The organism is Roseburia hominis (genome assembly GCA_040702975.1).
In the GTDB taxonomy this organism is placed as follows: Bacteria; Bacillota; Clostridia; order Lachnospirales; family Lachnospiraceae; genus Allocoprococcus; species Allocoprococcus hominis_A.
This window is the reverse complement of record CP159990.1, coordinates 1432175-1449922: the sequence shown is the minus strand read 5'-3', so window position 1 is coordinate 1449922 and position 17748 is coordinate 1432175. Positions and strand designations below refer to the sequence as shown.

Here is a 17748-nt window from a genome sequence, read left to right as displayed (position 1 = left end):
TGAATATTTTCAAAAAAGCTTCCTATGGAGGCTTATTCGTGGTGCTCTGGAAATGATTTTAAAGGGATTTTTCTCCATCTGCACAGGCATGCGATATACTGTTTTGCAAAGAGCGTCAGAATTGAAAGCCCATATATAGCGGCCGCCCGGATGCGCTTTGTTCAACCAGGAAAAATCGAAATTGATGCAAACGAAAGGGCAGTTATCAAAGAGTTCAAGGCTGCTTTTTCGTTTGCACCATCTTCGATTCTTTCCTTAACGATTTTCCTCTTTATTAAGCTCCCTGAAAAATGAGAAGTTGTACGGCTATTGATTTTCATTTCGCCTTTCTGTGCCAAATGGTTCCGATTCCAACTCCACATAATGCGACTAATATTCCTATTGCCATATAAGTAAAGTTAGGAAAACGAAAAGTATATTTTACCATTCCCATTTCTTCTGTAAATTGTGTATAAGGTACTGTAAGAAACATCATCGCAGCACCAATAACGCAAAACCAATTTCCTTTTCCCCAATAGTTGTTCTTTGAAACTGTAATCGTCGATACCAATAAAAAGGAAGGTAACAGTATCCATCTAAAGATAATATCAAACTCCGATGTCATCGGTACTTTCTTCCAAAAATGCAGGTTTATCCTTTCTTCCGTGTTAAGAAAATCCCAACAATTGCCCCTATAAGGATAATCGGTGCCAACTTGACAAACAGCCATTCAAATGCATGAAAAGCTACTCCGACAACGGCGGTTTCAGGGTCGCTATAATCCCAACCTAAGTAAGGACTATTTAATACTATTAGGGCCGCAAAAATTGTTATTATGACCACGCACACTGAGATAAGTAGCCAATGAAGTATTTTTCGCCTCGTAATCTTCCTTTGCGCAAGCTGCAGGTTTATAATCTCCAGCTTTTCGGAAATCGCTTTTAAATCATCAGCCTCAGGCTCAATAACAGTTTCTCCAAGCAAAGTGCTTACGGGTGTTTCAAGCGCCTCCGATATGGAGATCAGCATATCAGAGTCAGGAACTGATAATCCCTTCTCCCATTTAGAGATTGTTTGTCGGACTACATTCAGCTTGATGGCAAGTTCCTCTTGCGAAAGTCCTTTTGATTTTCTGATTGTTTTAATGTTCTCGTTTAACATAGGGATAACCTCTCTTTCTTTCAGGTGTTACCGCTATTGTATGAGGAACTGCCCGTTGCTACAAGCAACGCATATTAACATTTAATTTATAGTTCGATATCAACTTGATATTCATCATCAATAAGAAGATAATTGACTTTGTAATTCTGACACTGTTCCACTATTTCGGCATTATCTCTAAGTACTGTTTCTATCGTACAGTACCCATCATCCATTCTGTTTTCTACAACATTTGCATACTTTTTTATATCACTAAAATGATTCGTAATATATTTTTTACTCATAACTAAGCAATAATATTTTATGTTTTTCAAATACTCCGGTTCAAAATCTTTCGACCACTCAAAAGGAATATAGCAGCCTTCAACAATAAGATTTTGCTCATTTTCAATAGCTGTTTTTATCATTTCACACACAATTGGCCATAAATAATCCGTCAATGCTTTCTCATCACTAACAGGGGTAAGCGTAGTATTTCCGCTGCGAATAAGCCCCATCTTTAAATGATCTATGGATAGATAAGGGTATTTGTATTTTTCTAGTAATTTTTGAGCAAGTGCTGTCTTCCCTGTGTGAGATGCTCCCGTTATCAAAATAATCATTCGATTACTCCTTCAATCCAACTGAATAACTCCCGATTTTTCCGGTTCGTGAAACTAGAATTTATATCCCTTCCTTTATTCGGGCATACATTTTCATATCAATCACTTTGCCGCCCTTTACGGCATTGCTTCTCAATGTACCCTCATATTGAAATCCTGCTTTTTCAAGCACACGACACGAAGCCCTATTATATGAAAACGGTTCAGCATAAATGCGAATAATATCGCTATTTTTAAAAACATAATCACAAATCTGCTTTACTGCCTCTGTCATAATGCCTTTGCCCCAATATTCCTCGGCAATGTAATATCCTAATTCCGCAGTTTGCCTATGTATATTCTCTTGGCGAAAAACACCAATACTACCGATGACTTTATTATCAACAATAATGGCAAATGCAAAAGTGTCGTTTTCATTTGCAGAAAGCATAGCAGAAATATAATCCATACCGTCTTTTTCTGTATAGGGATATGGTAATCCATCACGAAGATTATCTTGTATATGTTTATTGGAAAGTGCTGACGCCAAATCGGAAGCGTCTGTTAATTTCCATTTCCTTATTTCACAAGTCATATTAACTATCTCCTTAAACTTCAATTTCCCAGTTCGTAAAACTGGAAGTTGTTAATTTGTTTCAATTTTTATAATTTTTCCGCAATATTGGCAGTGGTATGTATGATGTTTTGCATAGAAAAGTCGTTCCAGATTTTCAAATCCACCACAATAAGGGCAGCGCAAATATCGTTTATCAATCCATACATACCCTACCATAGCAATGCTTGCAAGAATAAACAATGGTTTAAAGAAAAAACCAACTATAATACAAATTGAAAAAATAATTAAACAAAGAAAAGCGGCACTGATTTTACTGCTCTTTATCATCGTTTAACCTCCCCATTAAATATTACTTTAGTTTCCTTGCTCATATACTCACATTCCTCATCAAATACCGATTTCACTCGCATTTATGCTTCCCACACCACCTCATAAGGACAAAACAAGGGCACAAGATGTCCGGTGGACATCTGCTCTGTGCCGACCGGAGCGGAGCGTAGACAAAAAAAGCTGATCACAAGCTATAACAGCAAGTGGCAATCGGGAAACTGTAACATATGTACAAATATATTATACTGGAGGATTTCAAGATGGACAAGTACGTTTATGATGAAAACAACGCTTTTGACCAGCGGCAGGCTCAACGCTTATATTGCGGAGATAGACAATCGGCAGGGAGAAATCTCTGCCGCATATTGACTTTATATGCAGTTCCGAGTATAATAAATCAAGCGATGTAAAACAGATGATTTAGAAAGGGAAGGAATAATCTATGCCGCCAAGAGCAAAATTCACAAGAGAGGAAATTATTGAAGCCGCATTAACTATTGTCAAAGAAGATGGATTTGAAGCCTTAACCTCCAGAGCATTGGGAGCGCACCTCGGCAGCTCAGCAAGACCAATTTTTACTGTATTCCAAAATATGGACGAGGTTCAGCAAGCCGTGATTGAATCTGCTAAAACATTGTATAAAGAATATGTCGATAAAGGGTTAACATGGGAACATCCTTTTAAGGGCGTTGGAACGCAATATATTCTCTTTTCTGTTAATGAACCAAAGCTTTTTCAACTTCTCTTTATGACGGAACAACCACAGATACCTGATTTATCGGGTGTACTGCCATTGATTGAGGAAAGCTATGAAGAAATTCTCTTGTCCATTCAAAACGATTACGAAATTAACGAACTTTTTGCTAAAAAGTTATATCATCACCTTTGGATATATACACACGGAATTGCGACGCTTTGTGCCACCAAAATGTGCCGCTTTACAGGTGAGGAAATCAACTCAATGATTACAGAGGTATGTATGAGTATTTTGAAAAATATTAAGGAAGAAAAAAACAATGGATAAAAGCAATGAAATTGCAAATCCAAATGAAAGTAGTCAAATTCGATTTAAGAATTTAGATGCGAACACATTAAAACTAATTGCCATTTTGGCAATGACGATAGACCATATTGCGTGGCTGGTATTTTCGGGTTATCCGACGCAGGCATTACCTATTGTAATGCATATCATTGGCAGGATTACCTGTCCGATGATGTGTTATTTTGTTGCCGAAGGATATCATTATACTCGTAATATTGGGAAATACACGGCAAGGCTGTTCTCATTTGCAATTATCTCGCACTTTGCTTATGTATTTGCGTCTATGAATTTTGTCGATTGGAAATCTTTTATCCCGTTTTATTACGGAAGCTTTTTAAATCAGACAAGCGTTATGTGGTCACTGGCCTGGGGACTGGTTATGCTTAGAATTGCAAACAGCAACAAAGTGCAAGCTAATTGGTTAAAAGCTATTTTAATTATACTGATTTGTATTGTAAGTTTTCCGAGCGATTGGAGTTGCGTTGCGGCTTTGTGTATATTGGCAATGGGAACAAACCGAGGAAATTTTAAAAGGCAAATGTTATGGCTTATATTTTATGTGTTTATTTATTCTGTTGTATATTTCTTTGCAATAGATAAAGTATATGGTTGTATTCAGATGTGCATTGTTTTGGCGATACCGATTTTAATGTTATACAACGGACAACGTGGGAAAAGCAAAAGCATAAATAATTTTATGAAATGGGCGTTTTACATATATTATCTTTTACATTTATTTGTTATTGGTACTATTCAATATCTTTGCCGGTAAAATGAAAATGTTCACAAATCTAAGATAAGGCGGGTAAAAAACGATGATTGAAGTGAAAAACATTATAAAATCATACGGAAACGGGGAAAGCCGGTTTCAGGTATTACGAGGAATCAGTCTTACAATTCAGGACGGGGATTTCGTTGTGATCCTCGGCGCCTCAGGTTCTGGCAAATCTACTTTTTTGAATGTGATTTCGGGACTTGAGCGCCCGGACAGCGGTAAAGTCTTTTACGGTGCAACGGATATTACAGCGCTTTCCGACAATGAATTGACTGCGTTTCGCAAGGAAAATGTTGGATTCATTTTTCAGCAGTATTATTTGCTCCCTGACATGAGCGTGGATAAAAATGTGAAAATGGGTGCTGACTTAGCAGGCAACAAAGATTATAAAAAAGTTATTGAAGCAGTTGGGCTTGGAGAAAAACTGCATAAATATCCGGGTGAGCTTTCAGGCGGAGAACAGCAAAGAGTTTCCGTTGCAAGAGCATTGGCGAAAAAACCAAAGATATTGTTCCTGGACGAGCCCACAGGCGCATTGGATGAGCAGACGGGCCGGCAGGTGCTGGACTATATCTGTAAGTTAAAAAAACAGTATGGTTTTACGATCGTCATGGTGACGCACAATTTAAATATTGCGGAAATGGCCAAAACGGTCATCAAAATGAACAGTGGGAAGATATCGGATATTTACCAAAACGCAGTTCAAAAGTCCGCTTATGAGATTGGATGGTGATAAGATGCTTATAGGAATAAAAAATGCTTCAAAGCTCATCGGCATTTCGATCATCGCCTGCTGTGCCGTGCTTGTATGTACGATGTTCCTGAATTTTTATTTTGACGTTCAGGCAGTTGAGAGTGAAATAACATCAGAATTGTCTATGATTTTCTATAACGCTCAGGTATCGACGGCAAAGGTCGTTTGTCTTGTAACTGGTGGTTGTTTGTTCATAACTTCGGTTGTTATGCTCATGTTCTACATCAAGCACTATATTGATACCCACAAAAAAGAGCTTGGCATCCTAAAGGCTTTGGGGTACTCCAATCTAAAGGTTGCAAAAAACTTTTGGGTATTTGGAATCAGTGCGTTTATTGGAACTGCGATTGGTTTTTGCGGAGCGTTTCTGATGATGCCAAGGTTTTATGCTCTGCAAAATGAAGATAAAATGCTTCCGGAGATCGCTATACACTTTCACCCGACCATCTTTCTTTACTTTGTGATATTACCGACAGTTGGTTTTTCTCTGCTTGCGATTGGTTATGCCTGGTGTAAATTAAAGAAGCCTGTATTATCGCTTCTGAAAAATGATTTTCAGACCTTAACCAAAGCAAATAAGCATGCCGCAGATAAGCTCAGCGAGTGTTCCTTCGTGGATGATCTGAAAAGAAACACCTTGAAAAGTAAGAAAATACTTGTATTTTTCATAATCTTTGCTTCCTTCTGCTTTTCTGCTATGACGCAGATGTCCTTTAGTATGAAAGACCTGTCAAGCGAAATGATGGGGGCAATGATGCTGATTATCGGTCTTGCTTTAGCATTTACAACACTGTTCCTTGCCATCACAACAGTAATTAATGGAAACACAAAAACAATCGCTATGATGCGGGTTTTTGGTTATTCACAAAAAGACTGCTGCAAGGCAATTCTCGGTGGATACAGGCCGATGTCCTATATCGGTTTTGCCATTGGAACCGGATATCAGTACATGTTGCTTCGTATTATGGTGGATATTGTATTTAAAGACGTTGAGGGCGTTCCTGTTTATAAATTTGATTTTCCTGTTATGCTTATTTCGCTTGTTGTTTTTATAATGATTTATGAAATTCTGATGTTTGTATATTCCGAAAAAGTTAAGAGGATTTCAATTAAAGAAATAATGATTGAATAGTTGGAGGAAAACATCTATGCTCACGCTATGAGGGAAGTGAGGCGTACTTCCGCAAGGCCGCCGGATCAGGTAGCTGGCGGAGACCAAGATGAACTGTCAGCCAGCAAATTAAAGTTCCTGTCTCCTGCACAAATACAGCAAATTAAAATCTCAACATTTAATTATTATCTATGTCAGCGTGCAGTAAAAAACAGCACACTTTTATCTTGACCATCCTGCTCTATTCCAGTATAGTTTTTATGGAACAAAAAAGAGAAAGAACAGCCCCTCCTACAGTTCGTTCTTTCTCTCATACACCAGCATACCTGCCATATACGGGATCATGTCCCACTCATGAGGCTTTGGCATCACTGACATTTATTATGATAAGAAATAATTCCCTGTTTTGCAAGTTAATTCGTATAAAATCTTCATCAAAAAAGCTTTTTGACTCCTTCATGGACGGTTTCCGGCCTGAACTACAGACCTGCCCCTGTTGTGGGGCAAAGGGAGCTTGTTCCGTCCATGCCTATTATGAACGTTCCCTGGCTGATTTCGTTGGTGGAAAGCCTGTCTGGCACAGCCTCTGTATCCTGCGCCTTGTCTGTTCCTGCGGCCATACCCATGCCATCCTTCCGGATTTCATCATCCCTTATTCCTCCTACGGCCTTTTCTTTATCCTCCGTGTCCTGGCGGAATATTTCCTTCGGCTTGCTTCCGTAGAAAAAATCTGCGCACGCTTCTGTATTAACCAAAACCAGCTCTACCATTGGCTTTCCCTGTTCAAAAAGCAGAAGGAAGAGTGGCTGGGCCTTCTCTCTTCCAGGGAGTCCTCCGGCCTCTCTTTCCTGAAAGGCCTTTTTCGGATGCCCGCTTATTCCGGCTTTGCATCCGGTTTTGTCCGCCGCTTCTCTGTCTCCTTCCTCCAGTCCCACAGAAATCCGGCGGCTTACTGCCAACAGCAGTTCGGCCCCTGAACCGTTTCCCAGACACCACATAACACAGGGATGGTCTCCAGGCTGTTCTTCCTATATGCTGATAGAAAACAGTAAAGGAGGATTTTTTTATGCATTACAACACCAAAAACTTTTCAGACGCATCTGCTATGGCACAGTTCCGGCTCGCACTCATTGCACCGGTCATCCATGGCCTTTATCCGGATGCGTCCAGAAACGCCTATTACCAGCGGGTAACGGAAAAACCCCTCACCCTGCCTGACGGCTCTGTATTCCAGTACAGCCCCAAGACCCTCAGCAAGTGGGCCTCTCTTTACCAGAATGGCGGCATTGACGCGCTCATGCCCCGGGAACGTTCCGACAAAGGCTCCACACGCGCCTTGCCGGACACGGCCATTGAAGAGATCTACCGGCTGAAAGAGGCTTTCCCACGCTTAAACGCAACCCAGATCCACCGCCATCTTGTGGAGGAAGCTTTTATCCCCGCCTCTGTCAGCGTCTGCGCCGTCCAGCGCTTCGTGAAAAAGCATGACCTGAAGTCGGCGCGCAATCCATCTATGAGGGACAGGAAAGCTTTTGAGGAAGATGCCTTTGGGAAAATGTGGCAGGCGGATACCTGTTACCTCCCTTATATCACGGAAGGCGGGCAGCGCAGGAGGGTTTACTGCATTATGATCATTGATGACCACTCGCGTTTCCTGGTGGGCGGCGGCCTTTTTTATAACGATAACGCCTATAACTTCCAGAAAGTTTTAAAAAACGCAGTTGCCTCCCACGGCATTCCGGCGAAACTCTATGTCGACAATGGCTGCAGCTACTCAAATGAACAGCTCTCCCTGATCTGCGGCTCCATCGGCACGGTCCTCCTTCATACAAAAGTGCGGGACGGCGCCAGCAAGGCCAAGATCGAACGCCAGTTCAGGACATTCAAGGAGACCTGGCTTTATACGCTGGACATGGATTCCATCACGTCCCTGGCACAGTTCAATTCCCTCCTGCGGGACTATATCCGCACCTACAATACTTCCATGCATTCCGGCATCGGCTGTACCCCCATGGAACGTTACCAGAAGACGCGCTGTGCCATACAGATGCCAAAGTCCAGGGAATGGCTGGAGGAATGTTTCTTAAACCGCATCAACAGGAAGGTGAATAAGGATTCCACTGTCTCCATCGACAAGGTCTCCTATGACGTCCCCATGCAGTTCATCTCATCCAAAGTTGAGATCCGCTTCCTTCCCGACGATATGTCCTCTGCCTACATCCTTTATGAGGGGGAGCATTATCCCATCCGGCCGACAGATAAAAATGAAAACTGCAGGACAAAACGTAACAACACCCCTTCTATTGATTATTCAAAGATAGGAGGTGCCTGCTGATGTTCCGCACTTACTATGGGCTGGCCTTCAACCCTTTTGACAAACAGATGGCCTCTGAGAAGGACCGTTTCCTCTCGAAAGACATCTCGGAGATGCTCTCACGGCTGGACTACCTCAAGGATACCAGGGGCATCGGGCTGTTCACCGCACGCCCCGGCATGGGCAAGTCCTTCGCACTGCGCTGTTTTGCCAAAAGCCTGAACCCGAATCTTTACCACATGGAGTATCTCTGCCTCTCTACCGTCAGTGTCATGGAGTTCTACCGCCAGTTCTGTTCTACGCTTGGTATAGAACCCAAAGGCGGCAAACCCGGCATGTTCCGGGCGATCCAGGAGCAGGTCCTCTATCTCTACCGTGAAAAGAAGCAGCCCCTCCTCCTTGCCATCGATGAGGCACAGTATCTCTCTACCGGCATTCTGGAGGATATCAAGATGCTCATGAATTACGGCTATGATTCCCTCAACTGCTTTACTCTCATACTCTGTGGGGAGCCCCATCTGAACAATACGCTCAAAAAGCCCGTCCATGAGGCACTGCGGCAGCGTGTTACCGTCCACTATAACTTCTCCGGGCTCTCCGATTCGGAAGTCGGGCAGTATGTCCTCCACAAGATCGCCTGTGCTGGCGGAGCTTCCTCCATTATTGACCATGCAGCCCTGTGTGCTGTCCACAGCCACTCCCAGGGCAGTCCCAGGCTTGTTGATAACCTGATGACCAACGCGCTGACACTTGGGGCACAGATGGAAAAGAAGGTCATTGATACAGAGGTCATCCTGGCTTCCGTCAGCAGCCAGAACCTCGGCTAAGGAAGGAGGGGTACTGTTTATGGAATACACCTGTATTCTCAGGCACGGTTCACGGAAAGAATGCTGGACTGGAAAACTTACGCTGCTGCGGAAACTTCCCGGCCAGTACGAAGCAGAAATCAGCGGGAGAGGGACTTACTTCCACATCCTTGCCGGGCGGCATAAATATGGGAATTACCTGTGCATCCCCAACCATGATATCGGGTGCGAATTATCTGATTTCTCCGATATCTTCTGGAACGAAGAAAGGCTCCGCAGTCTGATGCGGAAGGTAGACGCAGTAACCGTGGCCACCGCCCTGGTGTATCTGCCTGCCCTGGCTGATAATATTTGAAAGATTACGAATTTTACATGGGCTTTGGATCCCACAATGGATTCCACAGCTCTTTGTATTTCAGAGCAGTCTCCCTGTTGCCAACAGCGTGCCGCGTTTTTGATAGAAGAATGCATTTGCAGGTTGCACTGCGCAGTCAACGGGATAAAAATCAGAAAAATAATTCGCCGTTTATGTCTCCTTCAATTTGCCGTCCAACAATGAACGTCCACTGGACGTTCACTTAGGTATACCTGGCAACTAAAAACTTTCCCTTGTTTCAACTCGCAAGTGCAAAAACAAGGGAAAATACATAAGGATATCGTCGGTACTTTCTTCTAAAAATGCAGGTTTATAACCTCCATTTTTTCGGAAATCACTTTCAAGTCATCAGCCTCAGGCTCAATAACTGTTCCTCCGGCAAGCCGGGAATTTCAAGCCCCTGTCAAATAAGAAAACCCTTTACTCTAGTTCCTTAACATATAATCGATCTATTCCATTGCCATAGTTTACAATATCCTTAAGATAATGATATCCATACTTCTCGTATAAACCAATATGTTCCGACGGAATATACGTCTTGTCAAATCCAATTGATTTTGCATATTCATTAGCAGCCTCAATCAATTTTTCGCTAATTCTATGTCCACGATAACTTTCATCTACAAATATGCTGGATATCCATGGAAAAACTTCAGGTAATGGATAGTAGTCTGTCTTCATGATAGAGGCCATTCCTACAATTTGATTATCTGCCAGTGCTACAAACATAGTTTCCCAATCACTAAACTCCCAATTGCGAAGCATGCGTAATGTATGTTCTTTCACAACTTCCCAGGAAAAGTTCTCTACAAAGCGTATTAACATATCTGCCAATTCTGTATTTTTACCCACCTTTTTTATTTCCGGCGAATTCGTGAATCCAAAATGCTGCTCCACTTTTCTTACGGTATCTTCTACAGTACTGTGCTTATTGCGCTCGACCCAAAAGTAGTCACTATGCTTTATTTGTTCGCACCTTTTATCATTCAGGCTTTTTAGTAATATCATACACTACTAGATTATGTCTTTTAGCTAATTCTCTGGATACGGTTGTCTTCCCACCACACGGTGTGCCGGTTACAAAATAGACATTTTTTAAATACTCTTTTAATACATTATCTTGAAATATCATTGTATAACTCCTTTATTAAATAGTTTTCAGCATCTTCACATCGCATAAAACCATTTGTCACTCTATGTTACTTTCATACTCTGTACAGTCAATAATCATTCGCTTGCATTTTGAGCAATAATCACTTTTTACATGATTTGGAGATACCATTGGTTGTTTAAGGCGGAAAGCATATTGCTCCTTGCTATCTGGAAGTAAGCTTATCTTATGTTTTCTGGTGCTCCAAAGGGCTAAACCACAATTCAAATAACCTTGTATCATTTCTATATCACAAAATGGACACTTCATTTTCATTCCTCCCATAAATTCCGAGTTATTGGTTTGTTTCATTTTAGCAGTCTTCATTGCAAAATACAATATCAGATGTATCTTTAAACCCATATCTTATTGCCTGGTAAAATGCACTGTGCTATACTGGGCAGGTATAATTAAATCAGAACGACAGATGCATTTCGATTTCGCCCTCTAGTATTTAGAAAGAGGGTGATGCCCATGAATGCGATGGAAGTATCAACTTTACTTTTGGTGATTTTTGCATTGACCTATATAGACAACAGACATAATAAGAAATAGCATTCCGTACCGTCCAAAGTCAGGAATGCTATTATCTTACATAAATAATTAAATTGACTGAGGGCATCAGATCTTGCATCTGAATACCTTTCATACTTTGATTATACACCGGGGATGAGAGTTATCAAGTCCCCCTTTTTTTCTTCAGGCCGCAAATCAAGGATTATTTGACATCTGGCAATAAGTCTGCTAAAATAAGGATAGAAAAAGGCACTACCGATAAGCGGTTAGTCCAAAGTTATATTGTCACAAAAAGTAACCATATCCTTGGGCTGGGGCGGTTACTTTTTTGTATGATCTATGTATGCAATCAAAATCGTTACCACAATACCAAGTATCATCAGTACGATGGAGAGCAGTTCAAAATCACTCATAAAGCTTGCCCTCCTTTCCCAGATTTCCCATATAGGGATTTCTATGTAATCAGAGGGTCCAGTCCCTCTGTTGAAGGACTAACCGCCTACCGTTTTTCTAGTAGTGCCCATCTGTATTCTACCAGAATCCGCTTATTTTGACAAGTTTAAGCAACTGCCATATGATTCACCTGATTCACCTCAGATTTTTTTCATAGTATCTGCACATTCACCAATTCTATGCCAAAGAAAATGGCACCGTTCCATAACGATGCCACCATGCTCTGTCACCTATTCCACCATTTCCAAGTCCCGGTACAGAACCGTCCTTACTGTCATCAACCTGCACACAATAATCCCTCACATAGGAAGATCTCCCTACAGGGATGGAAATTATCTTTGCCCTGTTTTTATGAAATGAATCAATGTTTCAACGTCATCGAAGTTGTCATAATCCCCATTTATACCTACACGATGATAAACAATTCCGTTGTTTTCATTTCTTTCGAGGCAATCCAACAGCTCGTTTTCTCCATATCTTTTTATAAATAATGTAAATCCATAGGGTTTAATCTTTGACAGTAAGCCTTTTCTGCATTCCGATTCACATTCGTAACAATGTCCATACTGTTTTTCTATGGAACATTTTCTGTTTTCACACCAATCTTTATCAGGACATTCACCTGTATTGCATCCACTGCAATGTTCGTTCCCACTGCATAAGCAACAAGCGAAACCACATCTTGCTATCCCAAATTCTCTTTTCATCATATACTCCTCCGAATCTCGCTTTTCATACAAATTGGAATTGCAATACTAAGACAAGAATAATTTTTGTTACATTTTATTCGGGGATTTTTCCTAAATCCTTACTTTTCCCGCCATTTGCCTTAATCATCTGACGCCATCCTATCTGCGCACCCATTTTATATAGAAAACGTGGAAAAGCGACGGACACATAACTATTTTCTTGTACTTTCTTCTTAAGAATAATATCCGAAAAATCTGCTAACGCTTTGTCGATTGGCGCCTTAGGTCCACGTCCGGGTTCCAGTTTGGGCATCATGGCCAGTCCGCCGCCTCCGCCGACACCAATGCCGCCACTCCAAATAAAGCCTGCCTTTAAACTCCAATTCCGTAAAAGCTTCAATGCCAATTGCGCTTGTATCCCTTCGTAGAAACCACAATTCACAATACCATAAATGTGTATCTGTCGATTTTGTAAACGTGTTTCTTCTAACTGAATTAAGCAGGACAGCAGGTGCCCCGGAATTCCATCCACATAAAGAGGATAAGCAAATACCCATGCATCTGTTCTCGCCAATTCTTCGATTACTTCTTTAGAAACTGCAGTTGAATGAAATCCAAAATTCACAACCTCTGTTTCTTCTCCCCAATATCCTTTCAAATCTTCTAAGAGTACACTACTAGCACTGTTGTTTACTTTTGGACTTCCATTGATTAACGCAATTCTCATAAAATAACGCCCTCCAATTCTTCTACAGATTTATAGAAGTAAACCTCCTTTACCAGACCATCATAATTATCCGCATTTGCTTTCAACAGTTCTCTGGCTGTTTCTTTTTCTATATCTGTAATATTTTCGCCATAGAGGTGTGCAGACAACGTGATGATATTTTTATATCTTCGTTTATGGTGCATCTTTCCTTTTCGAATCACAAAATCCGCATGGATGTAGGAGATTGCACGATCCTGTACCATTTTTACGAAAGGACTTACACTACCGTAATAACAGCGGCTGATCAGAATGAGTTCAGTACATTTACCCATGTCGCTCCCGGTTCCTTCGTAACCATCATGAAGCACACACTTGCCCGGCGTTTTGACCCAGCATCCAAAACAACCAATACAATGACGGATCTCTCCCTGTGGTTTAATGACCTTATATTCGCCCTCAACGGGAACATTAAAGTTCTCAATATCTGTTATGATGAGTTTCATTGTGATGTCTCCTTGACCAAATCATTCGGGTTCATAGTTATTCGTTTGTCCAATCATCGATAACCCAAATATGTTGTTCTTCCTAATAAACCGGAAATTACATTACCGCTATTTTTTCAGAAAATCGCTGAATTCTTTCAATTCTTTTTTTGTATCTTCTGAAAGTCTGTTAAATTCTGTATCATGAATTGCTCCTTCTAAAGTATATAAATGTACCAGACACACATTCGGATATTTCTGCTTTAGCCTAAGAAATGCGTCTTTTGCACCTACCTCAATAAGTTTCTCGGAAGATTCAATACCAACGGATGTTAGCTTTTTCGCCATTTCTTTTCCAATATTCATCATTGATGTTAATTCTGACATGTTTATCTCCAACTTTCCATGATTTACTTATCCCCACAAAATAGGAATATACATAATTATTTCTTCAAAAAGTCTACAATAACATTTTTGATATTTGGTGGTAAAACGTGCATATGACCGCTTCCTTTTAGTTCATAAGTTCGACAATTTATAAAAATTCGTTTTGCCCTTGATAAAACCTTTTTAGCAGGAAACAAACAATCCTTTTCGGACGCGATAACAAGTGTAGGCGCACTATAACCAGACAACTTTTTTTCTTGAATATTAGTTGGCATACCAACTTTCGTTTTTACATTGTCAAAGCTATCCTTTACTATATCTAAAGTATCTTCATCAAGAATAGATTTATCTAATGCCATACATAAAACCGTTTTTATAAGATATTTCTCTTTTTTTGTTATGCGGTACTTTAATAAGGGTATCATCATCTTTATTGATGATACGGGCAAAGCATTACTAATTCCAGCAGGAACAACCAAGACCGCTTTTTCAATCTTTTCTGGTGCAACACATATAAGTTTTGCCAGTACTCCGCCACCAAATGAGCCACCGAAGCAAGGCATTTTATCATATCCCAATTTGTCAATAACTTCACTTGCCCACTTTCCATAATCGTATCCTATATGTGATAAGCACACCTCATCGCTTTTCCCGGGATGTCCGATAATATCAACTGCATATACATGAAAATCTTCTAACAGAAATCTGCACATTAACAGATTATATGCAGAAGTACTGTTGCCACCATGAAAAACAAGCAATGGAGTTTCATTACTATTTCCAATCTCTACTATGTGCGTCTTTCCAAATGAAGTTTGAACATAAACATCTGAAAATGATTTTCCTAATTTTGATAACTGCCTATCATATAATTCAAGCGATATTTCACGTCCGTTTATTGTCTTATATATACTCATACATCTTCCCTATAGACACCGATTTCCCAATTCGTAAAACTGGGATTTCTATTTGGCAACATATCTTTCCCATACTTGTGGTATTTTTGATTTTATAAAAGAAGCATAGGAGCAATCAGGGGTTTCTATCATATGTTTTTCCTTTAAATATTCGATACAGCAAGAATACCACCATTCCAGCTGCTGCTTTGATTTATCCTCAAAACGACTTACCTTCATTTTGCCCTGCTTCACATATTCCATAAATAGAGCATACGCATTTTCTACCCAGACACAGTTTGTTACTTCAACAGGTTCTGTCGCCAGTCTTGCACATGGAATATTTTTGAATGGAATGACTTGACTTTCTTCTACAAAGACTTCGTAGATATATCCGCTGACACCTTCCGATACTTCTTTTAGCGCATTCGGGTACAGTTCATGGTAGACTGGTATATCACTGCCGCCTTCAAAACCATAAGGAAACCAATAATAGGGCCTTTCTACGGCGTTACATAAATAGAATGCGGCAACCACATCCATTGTGGTCATATATACATATGGCCGGTCATGGTCAGCTTGATTGGGTTTTAATACTTTAATATTTCCGGTGTTACTTCCATGATATAATATCATAGCGGTTTCCCCCTTAAATTTCGATTTTTCCAATACGTGAAACGTGAATTATTTGATTTAAATTCCAAGCTTTTTCATCATCCAATACGCATCAACATATGAACCATCTTCATACTTCATGTTATCTGGAAAGGTTCCATATATTTTAAATCCAAGTTTCTCATATAAAGCTATCGCAGGTTTATTATCCACAATCACCTCAAGTTCCGCCTGTTCATATCCAGCCTTTTCAGCAATATCTAAAACAGTTTCCAACATTGCTTTTCCAATTCCTAAGCCGCAATATTCTTTATATAGCGCAATCGCAATATCACATCTATGCCTATATCTTTTATATCCTCCAATACTCATTAGAGAACAATTCCCTATATGTCTGCCTCCGATTTCAGCAATCAGTAATAATTCATTCTCGCTATCCTTTTTAGTCCTTATAAAGTCTTGTTCTTGTTTTATTGACAATGTTATTTCATCAGGTTCACGAATCAAAAATGGTGTTTCGGCTGCTGTAATTTTTAAATAATCTATTAACTTCTCAGCATCATTTTCCTCAGCAGTTCTAAGAATTATCTCCCTATCTTTTTTATCTTTTATAATCATGGTATTAATATACATGGTAACTGCTTACCTCCATAAATCAATGTTTATCTCATACTTCGGCATCTCAATCATTCCTTGAACATTTTTCGGCATCGATTGCAAGCACCAACATAAGCGCATAAATGGCATCCTGCGGATTATAAACATTGATTGTATAGGTATCTGTCCAATTAAACAATTCCTTTGACACAGTGGCTACCGGTTGCCCGTTTGCGCCGATGATACTATAATCCCACTCAAAAAAATTACCTTCAATATGCCAGCCGTTGCAGTCAATATTGTATTGGGGTTTGAATAAAGAGAACTCCTTGCTGATGCAGCCGATATACTGCTGGCCCATATACATCTCAAACTTCGGCAGGAAGGTAAAGACGCGCTCTTTAACCGTTCCAATCTCATAACCGTTTGTATCAAAGATCTTAAGACAGTGTCCCCAAGAAAGCTGACCTCTTACGACATAGACGGTTTCGCCAGCCTCGTTATAAATATCGTAGCTGTCAAACCACGAAAAAAACCTTTGTTTAAATAACAGTTTCACACTTATCACTCCTTCTGTTGTCCCATGGCCGTTTGGGTAAATGGCCAAACATTTTTATAAAGGTATCTCTGCGTACTCCTAAATTAACACGGTAAATATTCTCTATATAGCTGTTTTTCTTTTTCATGTCCGTTTATCTCCTTTTCCAATTCCGATTTTCCAGTTCGTGAAACATCTAATCTTCTGTTGCTTCCAACTCTCCGAAAAGCCGGAAGCTGTTTATTTGCTCACTAATCGCTTACCAATCTCAAATGCATTCTCTAAATCCTTCGGAAACTGCTCCTCATGACGTTGACGTTTAGCATTTTCATCAAACTGTCCCGTTTGGAATTTAGAATAATCATCAAATTGAAGTGTATCTGTAGCCAGATAATATTCCGTCATTCCGCCAAATTTTTTTAATAAATTAGTGTTGTTCTCAAAAACCGACTTATACATTTCCGCATATTCATCACCAACATTCATAGTAAAGAAAAATGCAACATTTATTTGTCCGTTATAAAGCTGTTTTCCATAATCATCGTAGGTCATGGCAGGGAAGGACAGACGTTCCAGGAAACAACGCATCTGCCCAGTAATGTCACCAAAGTAAATCGGACTCCCCAATAAAAGAGCGTCTGCATTATGCACCTTTTCAAGTGCGGAAGTTAAATCATCTTTCATATAACATTTACACGGAACAGCATCTTTGCGTTTGCATCCAAAACAACTAACGCAGCCCCGATATTTCAAATCGTACAAATTAATAAATTCCGTTTCTGCTCCAACTGATTCTGCCCCTTTGAGTGCCTGCTGCAATAGTTGGGCTGTATTCCATCTTTTCCTGGGACTTCCATTTATCGCTATTACTTTCATTGTCAGCCAGCAAATTAAAGTTCCTGTCTCCTGC

General features: G+C 40.3%; 28 protein-coding genes. 9 read left to right on the top strand and 19 right to left on the bottom strand.

What is annotated here, in order from left to right:
- Window positions 1-24: 24 nt before the first annotated feature.
- Window positions 25-294: a hypothetical protein gene (locus ABXS75_06875; GenBank protein ID XCP86512.1), complete on the top strand. Its 270-nt coding sequence runs from the start codon at window positions 25-27 to the stop codon at window positions 292-294.
- A gap of 22 nt (window positions 295-316) precedes the next feature.
- Here the strand turns inward: ABXS75_06875 and ABXS75_06870 are convergent, their stop codons facing one another.
- The 5 genes from ABXS75_06870 to ABXS75_06850 form a co-directional block, all read right to left on the bottom strand.
- A complete protein-coding gene (locus ABXS75_06870) occupies window positions 317-604 on the bottom strand; it encodes a hypothetical protein (GenBank protein ID XCP86511.1) in 288 nt (95 codons plus the stop codon).
- 26 nt (window positions 605-630) lie between these two features.
- Complete coding sequence (locus tag ABXS75_06865; protein ID XCP86510.1) at window positions 631-1140, bottom strand: helix-turn-helix transcriptional regulator; 510 nt, start codon at window positions 1138-1140, stop codon at window positions 631-633.
- Window positions 1141-1226: 86 nt separating this feature from the next.
- The gene (locus tag ABXS75_06860; GenBank protein XCP86509.1) at window positions 1227-1742 is read right to left on the bottom strand and encodes an adenylate kinase; all 516 of its coding nucleotides are present in this window, start codon (window positions 1740-1742) and stop codon (window positions 1227-1229) included.
- A gap of 61 nt (window positions 1743-1803) precedes the next feature.
- Entirely contained in the window at window positions 1804-2316 is a 513-nt protein-coding gene (locus tag ABXS75_06855) for a GNAT family protein (GenBank protein ID XCP86508.1), read from the bottom strand.
- Window positions 2317-2367: 51 nt separating this feature from the next.
- Window positions 2368-2625, bottom strand: coding sequence for a hypothetical protein (locus ABXS75_06850; GenBank protein ID XCP86507.1), 258 nt, complete (start codon window positions 2623-2625; stop codon window positions 2368-2370).
- A 445-nt stretch (window positions 2626-3070) separates the two neighbouring features.
- Here ABXS75_06850 and ABXS75_06845 point away from each other — a divergent pair, with 445 nt between their 5' ends.
- The 8 genes from ABXS75_06845 to ABXS75_06810 all read left to right on the top strand — a co-directional run bounded on the left by ABXS75_06845 (window position 3071) and on the right by ABXS75_06810 (window position 9785).
- On the top strand, window positions 3071-3652 hold the full coding sequence (locus ABXS75_06845) for a TetR/AcrR family transcriptional regulator (GenBank protein ID XCP86506.1): 582 nt from the start codon (window positions 3071-3073) through the stop codon (window positions 3650-3652).
- Complete coding sequence (locus ABXS75_06840) at window positions 3645-4442, top strand: TraX family protein (GenBank protein XCP86505.1); 798 nt, start codon at window positions 3645-3647, stop codon at window positions 4440-4442. The genes ABXS75_06845 and ABXS75_06840 overlap by 8 nt, the downstream gene beginning before the upstream one ends.
- Window positions 4443-4485: 43 nt before the next feature.
- Complete coding sequence (locus ABXS75_06835; GenBank protein ID XCP86504.1) at window positions 4486-5178, top strand: ABC transporter ATP-binding protein; 693 nt, start codon at window positions 4486-4488, stop codon at window positions 5176-5178.
- A 4-nt stretch (window positions 5179-5182) separates the two neighbouring features.
- Window positions 5183-6331: an FtsX-like permease family protein gene (locus tag ABXS75_06830; protein XCP86503.1), complete on the top strand. Its 1149-nt coding sequence runs from the start codon at window positions 5183-5185 to the stop codon at window positions 6329-6331.
- A gap of 170 nt (window positions 6332-6501) precedes the next feature.
- Window positions 6502-7287 carry a DUF6431 domain-containing protein gene (locus ABXS75_06825; protein XCP86502.1) on the top strand — a complete coding sequence of 262 codons (786 nt, stop codon included), beginning with the start codon at window positions 6502-6504 and terminating at the stop codon, window positions 7285-7287.
- Window positions 7288-7376: 89 nt separating this feature from the next.
- Window positions 7377-8645, top strand: a complete 1269-nt coding sequence (locus ABXS75_06820) for a DDE-type integrase/transposase/recombinase (GenBank protein ID XCP86501.1) — start codon at window positions 7377-7379, stop codon at window positions 8643-8645.
- A complete protein-coding gene (locus ABXS75_06815; protein ID XCP86500.1) occupies window positions 8645-9451 on the top strand; it encodes an AAA family ATPase in 807 nt (268 codons plus the stop codon). Before ABXS75_06820 ends, ABXS75_06815 begins: the two co-directional genes overlap by 1 nt.
- A gap of 19 nt (window positions 9452-9470) precedes the next feature.
- Window positions 9471-9785: a DUF6618 family protein gene (locus ABXS75_06810; GenBank protein XCP86499.1), complete on the top strand. Its 315-nt coding sequence runs from the start codon at window positions 9471-9473 to the stop codon at window positions 9783-9785.
- Window positions 9786-10226: 441 nt separating this feature from the next.
- Here the strand turns inward: ABXS75_06810 and ABXS75_06805 are convergent, their stop codons facing one another.
- The 14 genes from ABXS75_06805 to ABXS75_06740 form a co-directional block, all read right to left on the bottom strand.
- Window positions 10227-10658, bottom strand: coding sequence for a GNAT family N-acetyltransferase (locus ABXS75_06805; GenBank protein ID XCP86498.1), 432 nt, complete (start codon window positions 10656-10658; stop codon window positions 10227-10229).
- 130 nt (window positions 10659-10788) lie between these two features.
- Window positions 10789-10938 carry an AAA family ATPase gene (locus ABXS75_06800; GenBank protein XCP86497.1) on the bottom strand — a complete coding sequence of 50 codons (150 nt, stop codon included), beginning with the start codon at window positions 10936-10938 and terminating at the stop codon, window positions 10789-10791.
- A 57-nt stretch (window positions 10939-10995) separates the two neighbouring features.
- Window positions 10996-11226, bottom strand: a complete 231-nt coding sequence (locus ABXS75_06795) for a PF20097 family protein (protein ID XCP86496.1) — start codon at window positions 11224-11226, stop codon at window positions 10996-10998.
- A gap of 876 nt (window positions 11227-12102) precedes the next feature.
- Window positions 12103-12228 carry a hypothetical protein gene (locus ABXS75_06790; GenBank protein ID XCP86495.1) on the bottom strand — a complete coding sequence of 42 codons (126 nt, stop codon included), beginning with the start codon at window positions 12226-12228 and terminating at the stop codon, window positions 12103-12105.
- Window positions 12229-12257: 29 nt separating this feature from the next.
- Window positions 12258-12632 carry a DUF3795 domain-containing protein gene (locus tag ABXS75_06785; GenBank protein ID XCP87101.1) on the bottom strand — a complete coding sequence of 125 codons (375 nt, stop codon included), beginning with the start codon at window positions 12630-12632 and terminating at the stop codon, window positions 12258-12260.
- A gap of 76 nt (window positions 12633-12708) precedes the next feature.
- Window positions 12709-13341, bottom strand: a complete 633-nt coding sequence (locus ABXS75_06780) for a hypothetical protein (GenBank protein XCP86494.1) — start codon at window positions 13339-13341, stop codon at window positions 12709-12711.
- A complete protein-coding gene (locus ABXS75_06775; GenBank protein XCP86493.1) occupies window positions 13338-13826 on the bottom strand; it encodes a flavodoxin family protein in 489 nt (162 codons plus the stop codon). The genes ABXS75_06780 and ABXS75_06775 overlap by 4 nt, the downstream gene beginning before the upstream one ends.
- Before the next feature lie 108 nt (window positions 13827-13934).
- A complete protein-coding gene (locus ABXS75_06770; GenBank protein XCP86492.1) occupies window positions 13935-14192 on the bottom strand; it encodes a TfoX/Sxy family DNA transformation protein in 258 nt (85 codons plus the stop codon).
- A gap of 56 nt (window positions 14193-14248) precedes the next feature.
- Entirely contained in the window at window positions 14249-15109 is an 861-nt protein-coding gene (locus tag ABXS75_06765) for an alpha/beta hydrolase (GenBank protein ID XCP86491.1), read from the bottom strand.
- 48 nt (window positions 15110-15157) lie between these two features.
- Window positions 15158-15724 (bottom strand): hypothetical protein, encoded by a 567-nt coding sequence (locus ABXS75_06760; GenBank protein XCP86490.1) that lies wholly within the window; start codon window positions 15722-15724, stop codon window positions 15158-15160.
- Between the two features lie 57 nt (window positions 15725-15781).
- The gene (locus ABXS75_06755; protein ID XCP86489.1) at window positions 15782-16336 is read right to left on the bottom strand and encodes a GNAT family protein; all 555 of its coding nucleotides are present in this window, start codon (window positions 16334-16336) and stop codon (window positions 15782-15784) included.
- A gap of 49 nt (window positions 16337-16385) precedes the next feature.
- A complete protein-coding gene (locus ABXS75_06750) occupies window positions 16386-16859 on the bottom strand; it encodes an LURP-one-related family protein (GenBank protein XCP86488.1) in 474 nt (157 codons plus the stop codon).
- The gene (locus ABXS75_06745; protein ID XCP86487.1) at window positions 16843-16986 is read right to left on the bottom strand and encodes a hypothetical protein; all 144 of its coding nucleotides are present in this window, start codon (window positions 16984-16986) and stop codon (window positions 16843-16845) included. Before ABXS75_06745 ends, ABXS75_06750 begins: the two co-directional genes overlap by 17 nt.
- Window positions 16987-17078: 92 nt before the next feature.
- The gene (locus tag ABXS75_06740) at window positions 17079-17714 is read right to left on the bottom strand and encodes a flavodoxin family protein (GenBank protein ID XCP86486.1); all 636 of its coding nucleotides are present in this window, start codon (window positions 17712-17714) and stop codon (window positions 17079-17081) included.
- Between the last annotated feature and the right edge of the window lie 34 nt (window positions 17715-17748).